Raw genomic sequence first — 18,491 nt, 5'->3', positions numbered from 1 at the left:
GCGGTCCCAGGGGAACTCCGGGAGACGTGCGGAGACACGCCGCGCCGCCCACCCCTGGGCGGGGGTGGGCGGCGCGGCGCGGTCGTGCCCGGTGCTCACGCCGGTCATTCGCCCTGCGGAGGCAGGGCGGCGATGAGCGCGTGGTCCTTGTCGATCAGGCCGAGCTTGGAGGCACCGCCGGGCGATCCGAGGTCGTCGAAGAACTCGGCGTTCGCCTTGTAGTAGTCCTTCCACTGCTCGGGCACGTCGTCCTCGTAGAAGATGGCCTCGACGGGGCATACCGGCTCGCACGCGCCGCAGTCCACACACTCATCGGGGTGGATGTACAGCGCCCGCTCGCCCTCGTAGATGCAGTCGACGGGGCACTCCTCGATGCAAGCCTTGTCCTTCACGTCGACGCAGGGCTGCGCGATGACGTACGTCACGTGGGATTCCTCCTCATGGCGGGATCCGCCTTTGGTCGTTACAGGTGCGCGGGAGCGCGGCAACGTCGATGCCCGTCACTAGTATCGCGGTGGTCCGGGGCTAACTCCTAGCGGCCCCACATCAGCAGAGATCTACGTCTCAGTTCGGCAGTCGGCAGGGGGCGGACGAGGTGAACCGGATCACACCGGAAGACGTGGGCAAAAGGGTGTCGGTTCGCCGCAATATCGCGCCGGACGACGGGCCCGGGGGCTCCCGGGCGGTGTACGGCGACGTCATCGGCGAGCTGACCGCCTGGGCCGACGGGGTCCTCACGATCACCCGAAAAGATGGCTCGGTGACGCGCGTGGCGGAGCGGACTCTCGTCGCGGGCAAGGTCGTGCCGCCGGTTCCGGTGCGCGGCCCGTCGGCGCTGCCGGTCGACGTTCTCCAGGCGGTGGGCGACCGGGCGTGGCCGGCGACGGAGTACGCCGAGTTGGGCGGATGGCGTCTGCGGGCGGCGGGCGGTTTCACCCGCCGGGCGAACTCGGTGCTGCCGCTCGGCGCTCCCGGCATCCCGCTCGGCGAGGCTGTCGAGTACGCGGAACAATGGTATGCCGCACGGGAGTTGCCCACGTACTTCCAGGTGCCCGAGGGCTCGGACGCGGACGTCTTCCTCGCCGGGGCGGGATGGGCGGCCGAAGCCCTGACCCTCGTGCGGACCGCACGGCTCGCGGCGGTGCGGGACCGGGTCGGGCCGCTGCCGGAGGCGGTGGACGTGGTCGTGGCGGAGGGGTCGGCGGGCCCGGGTGGACCGGACCTGCCGGACGACGCGTGGCTGGCCCGCTACAACCGGGCGCTGTCGTCCGGGCGCGGGGCCGCGGCGGCGCGGGCCGTGCTGGGCGGCGTCGGCGCGGCGGGCGGCACGAGCGGCTCCGGCGCGGTCGTGCGGCACGCGTTCGCCGCGGTCCGCGTGCCCGATCGGGCGGTTCCGGTGGCGATCGGGCGCGTGAGCGTCGACCTCGGTGCGGTGGCGCGGCCCGGCGGCGCGGGGCTGCGGGTGGCGAGTTTCACCGCGATGGAGACCGATCCCGCGTACCGGCGCCGGGGTTTCGCGCGGGCGGTGATGGCCGCGCTGACGGATCACGCGCTGCGTGCGGGGGCGACGACGGCGCTGCTCGCGGTCGAAGCGGACAACGGCGACGCGCTGCGGCTGTACGACGGGCTGGGGTTCACCGACCACCACCGGTACCGGTACCGGTGCCACCCGAAGGCGTGAGGCGGGTCCGGCCGCCCCGACTCGTACCAACTGCCCATCCGGACACCCCGATCGCAGGGAGCCGTGAGGTTGAACGACCCGAGTCATGAAGCCCGGCGGAGGCGGTTCGCGGAGGTGGTGCGCACCGAACCCGTGGACCTCGCCGAGGCGTGCCTGCTGATGGGCGCCGAGGACGACCCGGAGCTGGACACGAGGCTCGGACGGGCCGAACTGGACCGGCTGGCCCGGGCGGTCGCGGCGAAGCTGACCGAGCCCGCGGAGACGACGGCCCCGGCGCGGGCGGCGGCGATCCTGGCGCTGGTGCTGGGCGCCCGGGCCGGCTTCGGGGGCGCCGAGGCCGACTACGCCGATCTGCGGTCGTCGCTGCTGCACCACGTGCTGCGGCGGCGGCGCGGTCTGCCGATCCTGTTGTCGGTGGTGTGGATCGAGGTGGGCCGCCGCGCGGGCATCCCGGTGTACGGCGTCGCGCTGCCGGGGCACTTCGTCGTCGGTATCGGCGATCCCGAAGGCGACTTCGTCCTCGCGGACCCGTTCCACGGCGGTCGCCTGTTGACCGTTGACGACGCCCGGGGCATCGCGCTGAGCGCGGGTGGTTCGCCGGACGACCCGCATCTGCTGCTGCCCGCGCATCCGACCGCGGTCCTGCTGCGGGTCCTCACCAACATCCGTGCCTGGGCGCAGAATCCGCATCAGGCGCCGGAGCGGGCGTGGACGCGGCTGTGGGCCGTCGAGCTGTCGCTGCTGCTGCCGCGCCATCCGGCGGCGCTGCGCCGGGAGCACGGGACGTTACTCGTGCTGACGGGTGATTTCCCGGGCGGTGCCGCGGAGTTGGAGGAGTTCGCGGACCTGGTGGGCGCGATCGACGGCGAACTCGCCGAGACGGTGCGGCGTGAGGCGCGTGAGGCGCGGTCGCGGCTCAACTAGCGCGGCGTCCGGGGGAACCGGTGTCCGGGCCGAACTAGCGCGGCGTCCGGGAGGGTTCACCGGACGGGCCCGGGGTCTGCGTACCGGGCTGCCGCTGCCCGTACTGGAAGGCCCGCAGGTACGCGTAGGGTTCCTGCGCGACTCCGCTGCACCCCGGGTCGGCGGCGGAGGCGTTCGGGGTCGGGCACGCTCGGTCGCGGGCCGCGGACCACCACGAAATGCGGCCGAGATGCCGCTCGTTCGCGAAGCGCGCCAACTCGCGGGCGTCGTCGAGGGTGAAGACCTCGCCGGGGACGTCGTCCACCCCGATCATCGGCGTGACGGCGAGCATGCGCCACGCCTGATTGTCCGTCAGCGTCGGCCACAGCTCGCGGATCTGCCCGTGCACCGCGCGGACCGCGTCGGTGGCGTAGCGTCCCATGCGGCCCGCGGGGTCGGGGGCGTTGGCGGGCCCGTAGTCGCGGGCGAGCAGGTTGACCGCGTCGACGCGGACGCCGCGGGTCGCGGCGTCGCGCAGGAGGGCCGTCGCGTCGCCGCCGAGGCCGGTGGGCAGCACCGGCAGGCTGTAGGTGACCTCCAGCTCGCGGCCGTCGCGGGCGATGCCGTCGGTGAGCAGCAGCAGTGCCTGGTTGCGTCGTTCGACGATGTCCGGGCGGCCGAGCGAGCGGCCTTCCACGTCGAGGTCGATCCGGGTGACCTGGTAGGCGTCCACGACCTGCCGGTACGCCGCGGCCAGCGCCTCGGGCGTCGCGCACCCGACGGCGAGGTCGGTGCCGGCCGCGCCGCCGAAGGAGATCGCCGCCTCGCCGCCCAGTGCCTTGAGTTCCGCGAACCGCTGCGCCACGGCGGGGTCGTCGAGCCGGATGCCGCCGCCCCATGTCGGCCGGCAGTCGCCGCCGTCGACGACGAAGGCGAAGATCCACTCGGTGACCCCGGTGACGCGGACGGCCGCGCCGAGATCGTACGAGCCGGGGGCCGCGAGATTGACGTACGGGCGGACCGGCGTCGCCGCGTGCCCCGTGCTCTGCCCGGTGGCCGGGGGCGAGCCCTCGGCGCCGGGCCGCGTGACGGCGGCGGACGGCGGCGCGGGGGTGGTTCCTGTCGCGGGGTCGGACGCCTCGGGGCCGGGTTCCTCCGCTCCGGCCTCGGCAGGCGGCGGGGCGCTCGCGGCCGGGGTGCCGGACGGGGTGCCTCGGCCGGTGGCGGCGCCGACCGCACCGACGGCCTCGCAGGCGCGGCCGTTGATGGTGCACTCGACGGGTTGCGCGGTCGAGGTCATGGCGGCCGGGTCGACGCGGCGGACCTCGAATCCCACCACGGCGCTTTCGCCGGGTCTCAGGTCGCGGTTCCATTCCTGGTCGCGGATGGTGTAGTGGTTGCCGTCGCGGTTGGATCGCCCGTTCCACAGGGACGTGATCTCACCGCCGGGCGGCAGCCGGAACCGCAGCGTCCAGCCGTGCGCGGTCTCGTCGCCGGTGTTGCGGACGATGTACTGCGCGCTGAAACCGGTGTCCCAGCTGCCGGTGCGCACATATTCGGCGGTCAGGCGGGTCGGTGCGCCGTCGTCCGCGAGCAGCACCACGAGCACCGCGGGCATCGCCGCGAGCAGTGCGGCCGTGATCGCCCAGCGCACGCGCCCGCGCAAACGGTCTCGGAGACGCCGGCCCGGCGTCGGCTGTCTCCTCGGCGCGGTCGCGCGGCGCAGCCCCATGGCCCTGCCTCCGAAGTGCTGCACAGATCCGGGGGGTTGGCTCCCGAAGCCACGTGCGGTTTCCGTCGGTCGTCGGGGTCGCCGTCCGTGGCGCAAGGACTCTACTCGCTCGGATGCCACCCGTAACCGGAACGCCCGATAGGCCGGGTCGGTTCCCCCTTCCGGCAAGATCCATTGTCTCATATAACGAGAAATGAGTCTCGAATGATGGTCACGACCCTTATGATTCCCGGTATGACCTGGAATTCGATGCAGTACGACAACAACTTCTCCTTCGTCTCCGCGTACGGCCGGGATGTGGTCGAACTGCTGAGCGCCCGACCCGGCGAGCGCGTGCTCGACCTCGGGTGCGGCACCGGGGACCTGGCCGCCGCGATCGCCGCGGACGGGGTGGTCGTGCACGGCGTCGACGGGGACGCCGCGATGATCCGCACCGCGGTCGCGAAGTACGGGGACACGCCCGGGGGTCCGACGTTCGCGGTGGCCGACGGGCACGCCTTCACGGTCGACGCGCCGTTCGACGCGGTCTTCTCGAACGCCGCGCTGCACTGGATGCGCCGGCCCGACGACGTCCTGGCACGCGTCCACGCCGCACTGGTTCCCGGCGGGCGCTTCGTCGCGGAAATGGGCGCGAGCCGCAACGTGGCCGTCCTGATCGAGGGGCTGCGCGACGCCGGCGCCGAACTGGCGCCCGACGTACGGGTCGAACCGCCGTGGTACTTCCCGTCGACCGCCGAATACGCCACGCGTCTCGAACACGCCGGGTTCGAGGTCCGCACGACCGCGTACTTCGCCCGCCCCACCGCCTTCGCCCCCGGCGACACGGCCGCCGACTGGTGGCGCATGTTCGGCCCGTCGGTGCTGGCGGCCTTCCCCGCCGACGTGCACGGGCCGTTGCTGGCCCGCGTCGACGAACTCGTCCGCGACCGGCTGCTGGGCCCCGACGGGATCTGGTACGGGGACTACGCACGCCTGCGGTTCGCCGCCGTACGCCGATGACCCCCTACCCCCGGGGTAGCGTGCCCCTCATGCTGCATCTGACCGATGCCCGGACCGGCCGCCCGCAGCCCGCCGCCCCACCCGGCACCCGGCGGCTGCGGGTCGCCTACTGCCCCGGCTCCCTGCGCGCCGCACTCACCGCCGACGTCGTACGCCGTGCGGCCGGACGCCACCACCTCGTCGTGGACGTCACCCGGCACGACTGCGCGGCTCCCGGCCCCGCCGACCCGCTGCGCTTCAACATCCATCCCGCGCACGGCACTTCGGGCGCCAACGACCCGGCGCCCGACATCCACGTCACGCACGACGCCGAGCACGTCACGCCCGCACCGCGCATCCTGCTCGTCGTCCCGGGCGACCCGGAACCGACACCGGCCCCGGCCCCGGCCCCGGAGACCACCGAACCCCTGGCCCTCCGCCTCGCCCTCCTGGCCCACGGGCTCACCGCGGCCGGCCCCCCGGCCCCGGACGACGTCGCCCACGCGGCCGGTCGCCTCGCCGAACTCCGCGCCGACGTCGCCCACTTCGCGGAGAGCCCGTCCGCCGCGCCCCCCGTCGACCGCGTCGCCGCCGTCCACGCCGCGATCGACGACAACCTCGACACCCCCCGCGCCCTCACCCTCACCGACGCCCTCCGGACCGACCCGTCGCTGCCCGCCGGCGCCCGCTTCGAAGCCCTCGCCCACCTCGACCGCACCCTCGGCCTCGACCTGACCCACGACATCGGCCGCTGACCGGCGCCGGAGGCGGAGGCACGCACCCGGCGCCGGGGACCACGGACCAAACCCCAGCCCCGGACGTCGATTTGGCCCTCGACCCGACGTGACCCGCCGCATCGCCCGCCGACCACCGGCACCCCCGGCCACCGCGGGCGACCCGCACTCCGGGTGAGCGGGACGACGCCGCAGACCGGCCGCGGGCCGCGTCGTCCGGCCGCGCCGGTGCCTGATACCGCGGCGTCGGGTCACCCACGCGCAAGCCCTCCGCTCCCGGATCGGTTCCGGGTACGGAGGGCTTGCGCGGGTCGCGGCTCGCGGCGCGTCAGTCCTCGCCGTTGCGGGTGGTGGGGGTCGAGGTGGGGGGCTTCGAGGTGGAGCCGCCGCTCGGGGTGGAACCGGTGGGGGGTGTGGAGGTGGTGGGGGTCGGAGTGGTGGACGGGGCGGGCGCGCAGATGATCTCGTCGGCCGGGTCGTACTTGGTGTGGAACTGCTCGCGCCGGACCTCCTTGCCGCCCTGGACGAAGATGCGCGTCACGTCGACCTTGAAGCCCTCCGAGGCCTTCTGCTCGACGCAGCCCTCCCGGGTGTCGTGCACCGTCTTGGGGGTGACCGTCGCGTACTTCGCCGAGCTGGCCGACTTGACCTCGTCGTACTTCTTGGTGCCGAGCAGCGTCACGGTGACCGAGGAGTCGGTGTACGAGGTGTCGATGTAGATCGGCTTGCCCGAGTCGTTCTGCCACTTCAGGTCGAGCGACGGCCACGCGACCGTCGCCTCCCGCCCGGCCGGGTAGCGGTCGATCCAGAAGCTGTGCGGCCGGTGCATGACGTCCTTCAGGCCGCCGAAGAACACCGCGTTGAACATCGTGGTCGCGACCTGAGAGACGCCGCCTCCGTAGTCGGTCTCGAAGCGGCCGTTGTTGATGATGGTGCCCTTCGCGAAGCCGTTGTCCGCGGTGCGCTCGCCGACGGTCTTGTTGAGCGACCACGTGTCGCCCGGCATCACGACGCTGCCGTCGATGAGGTCGGCCGCACGGTGGATGTTGGTGAGGCGGTAGGCGGCGTACGGGTAGTCCGTCGTGTACGTCGACACGACCTCGGTGATGCCCAGCGCCTCCGCCTTCGCGGTGGTGAACTCGGGCTCGACCGGTCCGAGCGTCACCTGCGCGGTGCGCCCGCTGGTCTTGGTGAGCACGTCGAGCAGCGCCTTCGCCGCGGTGTCGCCGGACACGCCCTGGCCCGCCTTGTGCGGCACGACCGCGACCTTGCCCTTGTCGTCGACCTTGAAGGTCGCGTCGACGGGCTTCTCCCCGACCGCCGAGAACGTGTCGCCCAGTTCCTCCTGGAGCCCGGCGGCGTCGATCTTCGGCGCGAGGTGACCGGTCGGGTCCGGCTCCATGGACAGGTACTTCGCGATGGTCGCCGGCTGGAGCTTGAGGGTCGCCTTGCCCGCCTTGAGCGTCACCGGACCCGACATCGCCGGAATCGCGAACTCCCGCATCGCGCGGTCGACTTCCTCCTGCGACACGGTCGGCGTCGAGAGTCTGGTGGGCAGGATGACCGGACCGGACCGATCGGGGTCGAGATACGCGTCGCGGACCGCGGCGACCGCCGCCGGGGTGTCCAGCACCTGGACGGCCTGCGGCGTTATGGCGGTCGCCTTGCCGCCCGCGAACGAGACGCCGCCCTCGCGCTGGTGCTCCCCCGCGTCGGCGGCGAGTTGTTCGAGCGCCGCCGCGAGCTTCGCGGGGTCCTCGATCGTGAGCGGCTCGATCTCGCGCTTCTCGCCGAACAGCGCCGGGATCGACTGCAGCGGGTTGAAGCTCTTCTCGGCGGCGCGGTCGACCGTGGCGCGCGCGTCGAGGATCAGGCCCGCGTTGGGCGGGTCGAGTTGGAGGTCCTTGTCGCCGAGCTTCACCGGGAGCATGCCGTACGCGCGTTCGCCGAGGACGCTCTCCAGGGTGCGGACCGCCTCGGACTTCGACCGGCCGCCGATGTCGACGCCGAGCACCGAGGTGCCGCGCGGCACGCCGCCGCCCGCGTAGGCCAGCGAACCGCCGTAGACCCCGCCCACCAGCGCGAACACCGCGGCACTCGCAATGATCGCCAGGCGCCGGCGGCGCCGCTTGGCGGACGCGGGCGGAGGGGCGTCGTCCGGTTCGCGCCGCGCGCCCGACACGGGGGGCTGCCCCGAGCCGCCTCCGTACGGGGTGCCGGTCGGGAACCCGTGCGCGTCGGCGTCGTCCCCGTCGTGCGGCCGACCGCCCGCCCCCTCGGCACGGTTCCCGTTGTCGCCGCTCTCGTCGCCGCGGTCGAGCCGGGCCTGACCGTGCAGCACGATCGGGGGAATCGGGCGCGAGCCGGGGATCTTGATGCTCGCCCGGGTGGTCATCGACGGCTGCGCGGCGTCGGCCTCCGCGGCGTTCTCCGCACCGGCGGCCTCGGAGGCCGCGGCCTGGCCCGGAGCCTGTGCGCCGGGGCCCGCAGCCCCGCCCTGCCCAGGGGTCGGGGGCGGCGGCTGCGCACCGGTCGCGGGCGTGCCGAACGCGCCGATCAGGCTGCGCCGCCCGGCCCGCCTCGGGAGCCCGGCGGCCGTCCGGTCGCCGGCACCGTCGGGCACGGGACCACCCATCGCGGGACCACCCGCCCCCGGGCCGCCCGGCGCCGCGCCGGACGCGGAGCCCGTCGGAGCCCCGGGGTCCGCCGCGCCGGCCCCGGTCGCGTCGGAAGCCGCCGGATACGCCTGGTATCCGCCGTGCCCGGACCCGTCCGCCGGAAGACCGTGCGGCACGGCCTGCCCCGGATAACCCGGCTCACCTCCCGGCTGCCCGGCCGCCGCCTGCCCGAGCGCCGGATAGCCGGGCGCGGCGTCGCCGTAGTGCGGCGGGTGCGCCGCGGGGGTCGGCTCCGCGCCCGCGTCCGGCGGTGGTGCCGGGCGCCGCGGCGGGCGGCTGAAGTAGGGGTGCGGCTCCTCGGGCGCGCCGGGCGGCGTGGTGGGCTGGTCGTTGCTCACGACGAACGAACTCTCCGTTGCGATGTTCGACCGCCTCGGAAGGCGGCCACCGACGACCGGTTGCGTCCGACGGCGCCCGCGACGACCGCTTGGTGGTCGCGTGCGGCACGCCGTTGCGGGACGGAACCGCGTACTTCCACGGCCACGCGGCGGCCGTGAGGTCGTGGCTCCGCCCTCCGGATCGCTCCGGAGGGCTTCTCCTGTCGGTGGCCAGGCCACGTCGGGAAGGGCCGGGCCGGCCCGGGATGGACAAAAACTCTTGGCCGCTCCAAAGGAGCAACGAACGCGGCGCGCGGGAAGTTACGTTCGCGCCACGTGGTCGGGGCTCGGCCCCCGGGCCACGAGCATGGGCGGACAGTACTTCTACCGGCCGTCTCCCGGCAGGCGTTCACCCGAAAGGAGTAGGGGATGCGCGCTGCCGCCCCATGGCTGCATCGCGATCATCGCGCCGACGATCGACCCTCCGAGCAGGAACAGGTAGGACGTGGCTCCGCCGGTGAACACCCAGTCCCCTTCGGGGCGCGGTGCCGCCGCGATGTAGAACACCGTGACGAGCCATCCGACGGCGGGGATCACGGCACCCGGTCTCGCGTTCATCAGCAGCCCCCCGGCGACGAAGAGCCCTCCGGCGCCGGCGAGCGCGATGATCAGCCCGGCCGGGCGGTACGCCGCCTGGGCGAACGCCCCGAGCCAACCCGCCGCGCAACCGAGCCCGAACCAGACGACATAGGCCGCGACCCGGAGGGCTGTGGACAGCACCGAAGAACCAGAGCGCACCGAAGAACCATAGTCGGACGTCCCGATCGCACCACGCCCGGCCCCCGGCCGCGATCCGCCGGAAACGCCCCGACCGCCGTCGGCTTCCTTGGACCCGCCGCCCTTCCCGCCCGGCACCTTTCCGCCCGACGCCTTCCCGGCCCGCTCGGCACCGCCCTGCCCGGCACCGCCCTGCCCGGCACGGCCCGCCCCGGAGCCCGCACGGGCGGAACCCCCGCCGCGCCGCGCGCGCCCCGCGGCTCCGGACGCGCCGCCGCTCGCCGCACGGGTCGCACCCGTGCCGCCCTCGGCGCGCCCCGCCGCGTCGCCCGCGCCTCCGGAACCGTCTCCGCGGCCCCGCCCGCGGCTCGTGCCGTCGCCCATCAGCGCACTCCGGCGAAGAGGTCGTCCTCGCGCCCGTCGGCGCCGGCCGGGCCGCGGTCGCCCCGGACCAGCCGGTAGTGCTCGACGCTCATGATCGACTGGCCGACGTTGTTCGACAGCGCGAAGAAGCCGTCGTCCGTCGACACCTGCGTCGGGTACGACCGCAGCGCCCGCACCTTCGCGTCGAGCCACGGGGTCGCGTCGACGGCCGTCGTGACCAGCGCGTCGTCGACGACGAAGGGCAGGTCGTCGACCTCCACCGCGTCGAACGGCAGTTCGTGGCCCTCGGCCCGCATCCGCTCCAGCCCGGCCGCGACCACGGAACGCGGCATGGCGTTCCAGTAGACCTTCGCGACCTCCCACGCCTCGCCCTCGCCGTGCGCGGGATCCGCGGCCAGGTCCGCGGCCCGCATCGCGACGCGGTGCGCCTGGATGTGGTCGGGGTGCCCGTAGCCGCCGATCTCGTCGTACGTGACCAGCACCTGCGGCCGGACCTCGCGCACGATCGCCGCCAGGTGCCCCGCCGCCTCGTCGACGTCCGCCCGCCAGAAGGAGTCGGGCCGCTCGTTGGGCGGTGTGCCCATCATCCCCGAGTCGCGGTAGCGCCCCGGGCCGCCGAGGTAGCGCTGGTCGTGGACGCCGAGGGCCTTCATGGAGTCGGCCATCTCGGTCATGCGGTGCTCGCCGAGGCGGTCCTCGCGGTCGGCGGCCAGGTGCGCCAGCTCCGGGACGAGGACTTCGCCCTCCTCGCCGAGCGTGCAGGTCACCAGCGTGACGTGCACCCCTTCGGCGGCGTAGCGCGCCATGCTCGCGCCGTTGTTGATGACTTCGTCGTCGGGGTGCGCGTGGACGAGGAGCAGGGCGAGCGGGGCGGCGGGCGGAGTCATGAGCGCCAGCCTACGTGCCGCCGAAGTCAGTCGCGGCGGTGCACGAACACTCCGTAGTGCCCGGTGGAATCCCACGGCTCGCGGTCCCAGCCCGCGTACCGCGCGACGCGGGTCAGCCCGGCCGCGGCGCAGGCCGCCTCGTAGGCGTCGGCGGTCAGCGGTGTCCCGCTCTCACCGCCGTCGACGGCGAAGCCCGCGACCACGAGGCCGCCGTGCGGGCGCACGCACGCGGCGAGGGTCGCGACGGCGCGGGCCTCGGTGCCCGGGGTCAGGTAGACCATCACGTTGCCGGCCGCGACGGCGAGGTCGAAGGTGTCCGGCCCGTCGACGGCCCGGGGGGCGAGGGTGGCGAGGTCGCCGGTGACCCAGGTGAGTTCGGGGGCCGCGGCGCGGGCCTCGGCGAGCATCGAGACGTCGATGTCGACACCGACGGTCTTGTGGCCGAGCCGGGCGAGTTCGACGGCGACGCGGCCGGTGCCGCACCCGGCGTCCAGGACCCGGCCGCCGCGCGGCAGGAGGGCGTCGCAGAAGCGGGCCTCGCCGTGCAGGTCGCGGCCCTGCTCCGCGAGTTCGCGGAAGCGCGCCGCGTACGAGGGGCCGCGCGTGCCGCCGGTCACGTCCAGCCAGCGGTTGCCGGGCGTCGGGGCGTCGGCGCTCATGCGCGCGCCCCGCTCCGCACGGCGCCGCGGGCGCGGACGGCACACCCCTCGTCGGTTCGCTCGCTCCACTCGCTCATACGCCCACGGTACGGCCGACGCCGCCGCGCCCCGCACCCGCGTCGGGGGCGGGGCACGGAGGACGGAAGTGTCAGAAGTGGATGCCGTTGACGATCCCGGCGAAGTTCATGCCGGCCTCGTGGATCGAGGGGGCCATCGAGGTCCCGGCGACATAGAAGCCGAACATGACGCAGACTCCCGCGTGCAGCGGGCGCAGTCCGGACTTGCGGAGAAGGACGACGAGCACGATGCCGAGAAGCAGCACCACGGAGACCGAGATCACCATGGGTCCGCACCTCCCATTGTTTCGACGGACAGAGAAAACCCGTTAGCCGAAACAATTCCAGACACGGTGCGTAACGCAACGCACACGACTCGAAATCACCCGATCAGCGCGTTACCACTGGCGCATCCCGAACACTCATGCCCCTCGGCCCTCCACCCGTAGGCTGACCCCCATGAGCTCGGAGATCACGTTTCCCCGGCAGCACGCCCGCACGCAACGGTTCACTCTCGGGGTCCCGCGCGCATTCACGGTCACCGGGGGCGGCGGCTCGGGCCCGACCGTACTCTTTCTGCGCTCGCGCTCCGGAGGCGACCGCGCGACGTGTCTGTGGGCGTACGACCCGAGGCTCGGCGAGCGGATCGTCGCCGATCCGACGGCCCTGCTCGGCGGGGCCGCGGAGCATCTGTCGCCGGAGGAGCGGGCCCGCCGGGAGCGCAGCCGCGAGGGCTCGGCCGGCATCGTCGGCTACGCGGTCGACACGGCCGGGAAGACCGCGGCGTTCACGCTGTCCGGGCGCCTGTTCGTCGCGAACCCGGCGACCGGCGCCGTCTCCGAGGTGGACACGCCGGGGCCGGTCATCGACCCCCGCCCGTCGCCCACCGGCCTGCACATCGCGTACGTCGCGGGCGGCGAGCTGCGCGTCATCGGTGCGGACGGCTCCGGAGACCGCGCGCTGGCGAGCCCGGAGAGCGGCGAGATCACGTGGGGTGCCGCGGAGTTCATCGCCGCGGAGGAGATGCAGCGCAGCCGGGGGTACTGGTGGTCCCCCGACGGCACCGCGCTGATCGCGGCCCGCGTCGACAACGCGCCGGTGGAGCGCTGGTGGATCGCGGACCCCGCCAATCCGGCGTCCGCGCCGCATGAGGTGGCGTACCCCGCGGCCGGGACGCCGAACGCCGACGTGACGGCGCACGTGGTCGACGCCGCGTCCGGCGAGCGCACCGAACTGACGTGGGACCGCAAGGAGTTCCCCTACCTGGTGAACGTGTCGTGGTCGGCGTCCGGGCCGCCGCTGCTGGTCGTCGCGACGCGCGACCAGCGCACCGAGCGGGTGTTGTCCGCCAACCCGGTCACCGGTGAGACGACCGGTGTGCACACGCGGACCGACCCGGTGTGGATCGACATCGTGCCGGGGGCGCCCGCCTGGACGCCCGGCGGCGGGCTGCTGCGCGTCGAGGACACCGACGACGCGCGGCGCGTGGTCGTCGACGACCGGGCGCTCACCGACGCGGGCCTGCACGTGCGCGCGGTCCTGGACAGCGGCGCGACGGATGTGCTGCTGACGGCGTCGGCGGGCAGCGCGGCGGCCGAGCCGGAGACCGGCGAGGTCCACGTGTACCGCGTGAGCACCGACGGCGCCGAGCGGGTCAGCACCGAGCCGGGCGTGCACACGGCGGTCCGCTCCGGGAACGCGACGGTGCTGGTGTCGTCGTCGCTCGACCGCTTCGGGCCGAAGGTGACGGTGCTCCAGAACGGTTCGCCGGTCGGCGCGATCGCCTCCTTCGCCGAGACGCCGGTGCTGAGCGCGGCCGTCGAGCTGGGCACCGCCGGCGAGGCCCCCGGGCTCTCTCCGCTCGGCATCCCGTACGCGCTGCTGCTGCCGCACGGTTTCGACCCCGCGTCGGGCGAGAAGCTGCCGGTGCTCATGGACCCGTACGGCGGACCGCACGGGCAGCGCGTCGTGGCCGCGCGCAATCCCCATCTGACGTCGCAGTGGTTCGCGAACCAGGGCTTCGCGGTGATCGTCGCGGACGGCCGGGGCACGCCGCACCACTCGCCCGCGTGGGAGAAGGCGATCGCGGGCGACTTCGCCGGGGCGACGCTCGACGACCAGGTCACGGCGTTGCGGGCGCTCGCGGCGGAGCGGCCGTACCTCGATCTGACGCGGGTGGGCATCCGGGGCTGGTCGTACGGCGGCTACCTGGCCGCGCTGGCGGTGCTCCGCCGTCCGGACGTGTTCCACGCGGCGGTGTCCGGCGCCCCGGTCACCGACTGGCGGCTGTACGACACCCACTACACCGAGCGCTACCTCGGCCACCCCGGTGAGGAGCACCGGGTGTACGCCGCGAACTCACTGGTCGACGGCGGTGACCTGGGCCCGGTCGCCGACCCGGCCCGCCCGCTGATGATCATCCACGGCCTCGCCGACGACAACGTGGTCGCCGCCCACACGCTGCGGTTGTCGTCCGCCCTTCTCGCGGCCGGGCGCCCCCACGAGGTGCTGCCGCTGTCCGGCGTGACGCACATGACGCCGCAAGAGCAGGTCGCGGAGAACCTGCTGCTTCTCCAAGTGGAGTTCCTGAAGCGCGCGTTGGGCTGTTGAACGCGCCGGGCCGGGTCGTGTGACCCGGCCCGTGGCGTGACGGCTCGTCAGTGCGCCTGCACGACGTCCCTCTCCTCCGCGAAGTGGCACGCGCTCGCGTGCGGCGCCGGGCCGCGCGGCCCCTCGTGGATCTCCAGCGGCGGTTCCTCCTGGGCGCACACGTCCCGCGCCTTCCAGCAGCGTGTGCGGAAGCGGCAGCCGGACGGCGGGTTGGCCGGGGAGGGCACGTCGCCGCTCAGGATGAGGCGGACGCGGTCGTCGCGCGTCGACGGGTCGGGCACCGGCACGGCGGAGAGCAGGGCTTGGGTGTAGGGGTGGGTGGGGTGGTCGTAGATCTCGGTCTCGGTGCCGATCTCGACGATCTTGCCGAGGTACATGACCGCGACGCGGTCGGAGATGTGCCGCACGATCGACAGGTCGTGCGCGATGAAGACGTAGCTGAGGTCGAACTCGTTCTGGAGCTTCTCCATCAGGTTGATCACCTGCGCCTGCACCGAGACGTCCAGCGCCGACACCGGCTCGTCGCAGATGATGATCTCCGGGTTCAGCGCCAGCCCCCGCGCGATACCGATGCGCTGCCGCTGACCCCCCGAGAACTGATGCGGATACCGGTTGATGTGCTCGGGGTTCAGGCCGACCACGTCCAGGAGGTCCTGGACTCTCCTGCGCCGCTCGCCCTTGGGCGCGACGTCCGGATGGATCGCGAACGGCTCGCCGATGATGTCGCCGACGGTCATGCGGGGGTTGAGCGAGGTGTACGGGTCCTGGAAGACCATCTGGATGTTCCGGCGGACCGCCTTCAGCGCCCGACCGGACAGACGCGAGATGTCCTCGCCCTTGTACAGCACCTGGCCCGACGACGCGCGCTCCAGGTTCATCAGCAGCTTCGCGACCGTCGACTTGCCGCAGCCCGACTCCCCCACCAGGCCCAGCGTCTCGCCGCGCCCGAGGTCGAAGGTCACGCCGTCGACCGCCCGGACCGCGCCGATCTGACGCTGGAACAGAACGCCCTGGGTCAGGGGGAAGTGCTTGACCAGGCCGCGCACTTCGAGGATGGGTTCGGTGGAGGGGGGCATCGTCACGAACCTCCGTTGCGGTCGTACACCTGCCGCCCGAAGTGGCAGGCGCTGTGGCGGCCGGGCGCGATCTCGTCCAGCGGCGGGATGTCGGTGCGGCACACGTCCTGGGCGTACGGGCAGCGCGGGTTGAACGCGCAGCCGGACGGGATGCGCAGCAAGTTCGGCGGGAGGCCCTTGATCGCGTACAGGTCCTGGCCCTTGAGGTCGAGGCGCGGGATCGAGGCGAGCAGGCCCTCGGTGTAGGGGTGCGCGGGTCTGGCGTACAGGTCGTGCACGGACGCCTCCTCCACGATGCGCCCCGCGTACATGACCGCGATCTTGTCGGCGACGTCCGCGACCACGCCGAGGTCGTGTGTGATGAGGATCAGGCCCATCTGGCGTTCGCGCTGGAGTTCCGCGAGCAGGTCCATGACCTGGGCCTGCACGGTCACGTCGAGGGCCGTGGTCGGCTCGTCGGCGATGATCAGCTCGGGGTCGAGCGCCATCGCCATCGCGATCATGATGCGCTGGCGCATGCCGCCGGAAAACTGGTGCGGGTAGTCGTTCACGCGCTGCGCGGCGGCGGGGATCCGGACGAGGTCCATCAGCTCGACGGCCTTCGCCTTGGCCGCCTTGCGCGACATGCCCTCGTGGACGCGGAACATCTCGCCGAGTTGGAAGCCCACCGAGTAGACCGGGTTGAGCGCGGACAGGGCGTCCTGGAAGATCATCGCGATCTTCCGGCCCCGGATCCGCCGACGCTCCTCCTTGCTCATCTTGAGCATGTCCCGGCCGTGGAACCGGATTTCGCCGCCGGTGACGACGCCGGGCGGCATGTCGAGAATGCCCATGACGGTCTGCGCGGTCACCGACTTGCCCGAGCCGGACTCCCCCAGCACCGCCAGCGTCTCGCCCGCGGCCACCGAGTAGGACACCCCGTTGATCGCCTTCGCGACCCCGTCCCGCGTGCGGAACTCGACGCGCAGGTCGTCGACTTCGAGGAGCGGCGCGCCGGGGAGCGTCTCCGGGAGCTCCGGACTGGTCAGCTGATTGGTCGTCATATGTGGTTCGCCCCTTTCCTTTCCGCCGTCATCGGAGCTTCGGGTCGAGGGCGTCGCGGACCGCGTCGCCCAGCAGGATGAAGCTGAGCACCGTCACGGACAGGAACAGCGACGGGAAGAACAGCTGGTACGGCGAGTCGCGGATCACGTTGGTCGCGGTGCTGATGTCGGCACCCCACGACACCTCGGTGAGCGGCAGCCCGATGCCGAGGAACGACAGCGTCGCCTCGGTCGAGATGAACGTGCCGAGCGAGATGGTCGCGACGACGATGACCGGCGCCACCGCGTTGGGCAGGACGTGCCGCATCAGCACACGTCCCGTACCCGCGCCCAACGCCCGTGCGGCGACCACATAATCGGCCGACTTCACGGTGATCACCGAGCCGCGCATGATGCGGGCCGTCTGCATCCAGCCGAAGATGCCGAGTGCCGCGACCACCGTCCACACGGTGCGGTCCTGGAACGCGCTCATGAAGACCAGGGCGGCGAGCAGCAGCGGGATGCCGAAGAAGATGTCGGTGACGCGGGCCAGGATCGTGTCGACCCAGCCGCCGAAGTAGCCGGCGATCGCACCCACGACGCCGCCGAGGACGACGATGATCGCCGTCGTCGCGACGCCGACGATGATCGACGCCCGCGCACCGAAGATCGTCCGCGCGTAGATGTCGCAGCCCTGCGTGTTGGTGCCGAACCAGTGGGCGCCCGACGGCTTGAGGTCGCTGCGCGCGATCGGGCAGAACCGCGGGTCCTGGTCGGTGAACCAGCCCGGGAAGCACGCCATGACGATCAGCAGCAGCAGGATGACCGCGGAGATGTAGAACCTCGGGCTGTGCCGCAGTTCGCGCCACGCCTCGGCCCACGACCCGCGCGGCTTCTCGGTCGCCTCCTCCGGCGTGACGTCGGGGGCGCCGTACGTGTCGGTCTTCTCGACGGTCGTGGCCTCGGCGTCGGCGAGGAACAGCGCCGGCTCCTCCTGCGAGCCGAACTGCGGCTGCTCGGCGCTGCGGGTGGGCAGCTTCTCGCGCTGCGGGTCGTGCTCAGACATACCGGATCCTCGGGTCCAGGACGGCGTACAGCAGGTCGACGATGAGGTTCATCAGCAGGTAGACGATGACCAGGGCGGCGACCGCGCCGACCACGGTGGCGTTCTCGTGCTTGGTGACGGCCAGGTAGATCAGCCGACCGACGCCGTCGACGTTGAAGATGCCCTCGGTGACGATGGCCCCGGCCATGAGCGCGCCGAGGTCGGCCCCGAGGAACGTCACCACCGGGATCAGGGAGTTGCGCAGCAGGTGCACCGTGACCACGCGGCGGCGGGGCAGCCCCTTCGCGGTGGCCGTCCGCACGTAGTCGGCGCGCAGGTTCTCCGCGATGCTCGTGCGGGTCAGGCGCGCCACGAACGCGAGCGACAGTGAGCCGAGCACGATGCCGGGGAGGACCAGGTCGCTCCACGTCGGATCGCCGGGCGTCGCCGTCGACGGGAACAGCCCCCACTGGGTGCCCAGGAAGTACTGGAACAGGTAGCCGAGGACGAACACCGGGATCGAGATCACGATCAGGGTGGTGACCAGGACGACCGAGTCGGCGAACTTGCCGCGCCGCAGCCCCGCGAGCAGGCCCGCGCCGATGCCGATGACGATCTCGATGACGAACGCGATCAGGGCGAGCCGGATCGAGATCGGGAACGCGCGCCGCAGTTCGTCCGAGACGGGGATGCCGCTGAAGCTGGTGCCGAAGTCGCCTTGCAGCAGACCGGTGAGGTAATGCCAGTACTGCACGATCAGGGGGTCGTCGAGGTGGTACTCGGCGCGCATCTGTCTCACGAACACCGGGTCGGCGGCCTTGTCGCCGAACATCGCGGCGATCGGGTCCCCACCGAGCTGGTAGACCATGAAATAGATCAAGAACGTGGTCCCGATGAACACCGGGATCATCTGGAGCAGCCGTCGGATGACGTAACGCCCCATGCCTGCCTC

At 72.9% G+C, this 18,491-nt stretch carries 15 protein-coding genes and 1 pseudogene; 5 read left to right on the top strand and 11 right to left on the bottom strand.

Annotated features, from left to right (window positions below):
* Positions 1-104 precede the first annotated feature (104 nt).
* Positions 105-425, bottom strand: a complete 321-nt coding sequence (gene fdxA, locus LO772_RS21285; RefSeq protein WP_231773630.1) for a ferredoxin — start codon at positions 423-425, stop codon at positions 105-107.
* Positions 426-619: 194 nt separating this feature from the next.
* On the opposite strand from fdxA, the gene LO772_RS21280 reads away from it, so the two are divergent.
* Together LO772_RS21280 and LO772_RS21275 are read left to right on the top strand one after the other, a co-directional pair.
* Positions 620-1,681 carry a GNAT family N-acetyltransferase gene (locus LO772_RS21280; RefSeq protein WP_231773629.1) on the top strand — a complete coding sequence of 354 codons (1,062 nt, stop codon included), beginning with the start codon at positions 620-622 and terminating at the stop codon, positions 1,679-1,681.
* 69 nt (positions 1,682-1,750) lie between these two features.
* Complete coding sequence (locus LO772_RS21275) at positions 1,751-2,605, top strand: transglutaminase-like domain-containing protein (protein WP_231773628.1); 855 nt, start codon at positions 1,751-1,753, stop codon at positions 2,603-2,605.
* Between the two features lie 34 nt (positions 2,606-2,639).
* On the opposite strand, the gene LO772_RS21270 is transcribed toward LO772_RS21275, so the two are convergent.
* A complete protein-coding gene (locus LO772_RS21270) occupies positions 2,640-4,238 on the bottom strand; it encodes a cellulose binding domain-containing protein (RefSeq protein WP_231773627.1) in 1,599 nt (532 codons plus the stop codon).
* Between the two features lie 312 nt (positions 4,239-4,550).
* On the opposite strand from LO772_RS21270, the gene LO772_RS21265 reads away from it, so the two are divergent.
* Both LO772_RS21265 and LO772_RS21260 read left to right on the top strand, forming a co-directional pair.
* The gene (locus LO772_RS21265; protein ID WP_231773626.1) at positions 4,551-5,315 is read left to right on the top strand and encodes a class I SAM-dependent methyltransferase; all 765 of its coding nucleotides are present in this window, start codon (positions 4,551-4,553) and stop codon (positions 5,313-5,315) included.
* A gap of 29 nt (positions 5,316-5,344) precedes the next feature.
* Entirely contained in the window at positions 5,345-6,049 is a 705-nt protein-coding gene (locus tag LO772_RS21260) for a hypothetical protein (RefSeq protein ID WP_231773625.1), read from the top strand.
* A 307-nt stretch (positions 6,050-6,356) separates the two neighbouring features.
* Here the strand turns inward: LO772_RS21260 and LO772_RS21255 are convergent, their stop codons facing one another.
* The 5 genes from LO772_RS21255 to LO772_RS21235 form a co-directional block, all read right to left on the bottom strand.
* On the bottom strand, positions 6,357-9,044 hold the full coding sequence (locus LO772_RS21255) for a VanW family protein (protein ID WP_231773624.1): 2,688 nt from the start codon (positions 9,042-9,044) through the stop codon (positions 6,357-6,359).
* Positions 9,045-9,407: 363 nt separating this feature from the next.
* Positions 9,408-9,821, bottom strand: a complete 414-nt coding sequence (locus LO772_RS21250) for a DUF6113 family protein (RefSeq protein WP_231773623.1) — start codon at positions 9,819-9,821, stop codon at positions 9,408-9,410.
* 362 nt (positions 9,822-10,183) lie between these two features.
* Positions 10,184-11,071, bottom strand: coding sequence for an N-acetyl-1-D-myo-inositol-2-amino-2-deoxy-alpha-D-glucopyranoside deacetylase (gene mshB / locus LO772_RS21245; RefSeq protein WP_231773622.1), 888 nt, complete (start codon positions 11,069-11,071; stop codon positions 10,184-10,186).
* Between the two features lie 26 nt (positions 11,072-11,097).
* The gene (locus LO772_RS21240) at positions 11,098-11,730 is read right to left on the bottom strand and encodes a class I SAM-dependent methyltransferase (protein ID WP_231773621.1); all 633 of its coding nucleotides are present in this window, start codon (positions 11,728-11,730) and stop codon (positions 11,098-11,100) included.
* A 148-nt stretch (positions 11,731-11,878) separates the two neighbouring features.
* Complete coding sequence (locus LO772_RS21235) at positions 11,879-12,073, bottom strand: DUF2304 domain-containing protein (RefSeq protein WP_231773620.1); 195 nt, start codon at positions 12,071-12,073, stop codon at positions 11,879-11,881.
* Positions 12,074-12,245: 172 nt separating this feature from the next.
* On the opposite strand from LO772_RS21235, the gene LO772_RS21230 reads away from it, so the two are divergent.
* Positions 12,246-14,396, top strand: coding sequence for a S9 family peptidase (locus tag LO772_RS21230; protein WP_231773619.1), 2,151 nt, complete (start codon positions 12,246-12,248; stop codon positions 14,394-14,396).
* Positions 14,397-14,443: 47 nt separating this feature from the next.
* On the opposite strand, the pseudogene LO772_RS21225 reads toward LO772_RS21230, so the two are convergent.
* From LO772_RS21225 to LO772_RS21210, 4 genes and pseudogenes are all read right to left on the bottom strand, one after another.
* Positions 14,444-15,457 (bottom strand): annotated as a pseudogene (locus tag LO772_RS21225) (ABC transporter ATP-binding protein); the annotation flags it as partial.
* Between the two features lie 17 nt (positions 15,458-15,474).
* On the bottom strand, positions 15,475-16,515 hold the full coding sequence (locus LO772_RS21220) for an ABC transporter ATP-binding protein (RefSeq protein ID WP_231773617.1): 1,041 nt from the start codon (positions 16,513-16,515) through the stop codon (positions 15,475-15,477).
* A 28-nt stretch (positions 16,516-16,543) separates the two neighbouring features.
* On the bottom strand, positions 16,544-17,560 hold the full coding sequence (locus LO772_RS21215) for an ABC transporter permease (RefSeq protein ID WP_231773616.1): 1,017 nt from the start codon (positions 17,558-17,560) through the stop codon (positions 16,544-16,546).
* On the bottom strand, positions 17,553-18,482 hold the full coding sequence (locus LO772_RS21210; RefSeq protein ID WP_231773615.1) for an ABC transporter permease: 930 nt from the start codon (positions 18,480-18,482) through the stop codon (positions 17,553-17,555). The genes LO772_RS21215 and LO772_RS21210 overlap by 8 nt, the downstream gene beginning before the upstream one ends.
* Between the last annotated feature and the right edge of the window lie 9 nt (positions 18,483-18,491).

This window comes from Yinghuangia sp. ASG 101 (assembly GCF_021165735.1).
Taxonomy (GTDB): Bacteria; Actinomycetota; Actinomycetes; order Streptomycetales; family Streptomycetaceae; genus Yinghuangia.
This window is presented reverse-complemented; position numbering and strand designations above follow the sequence as displayed.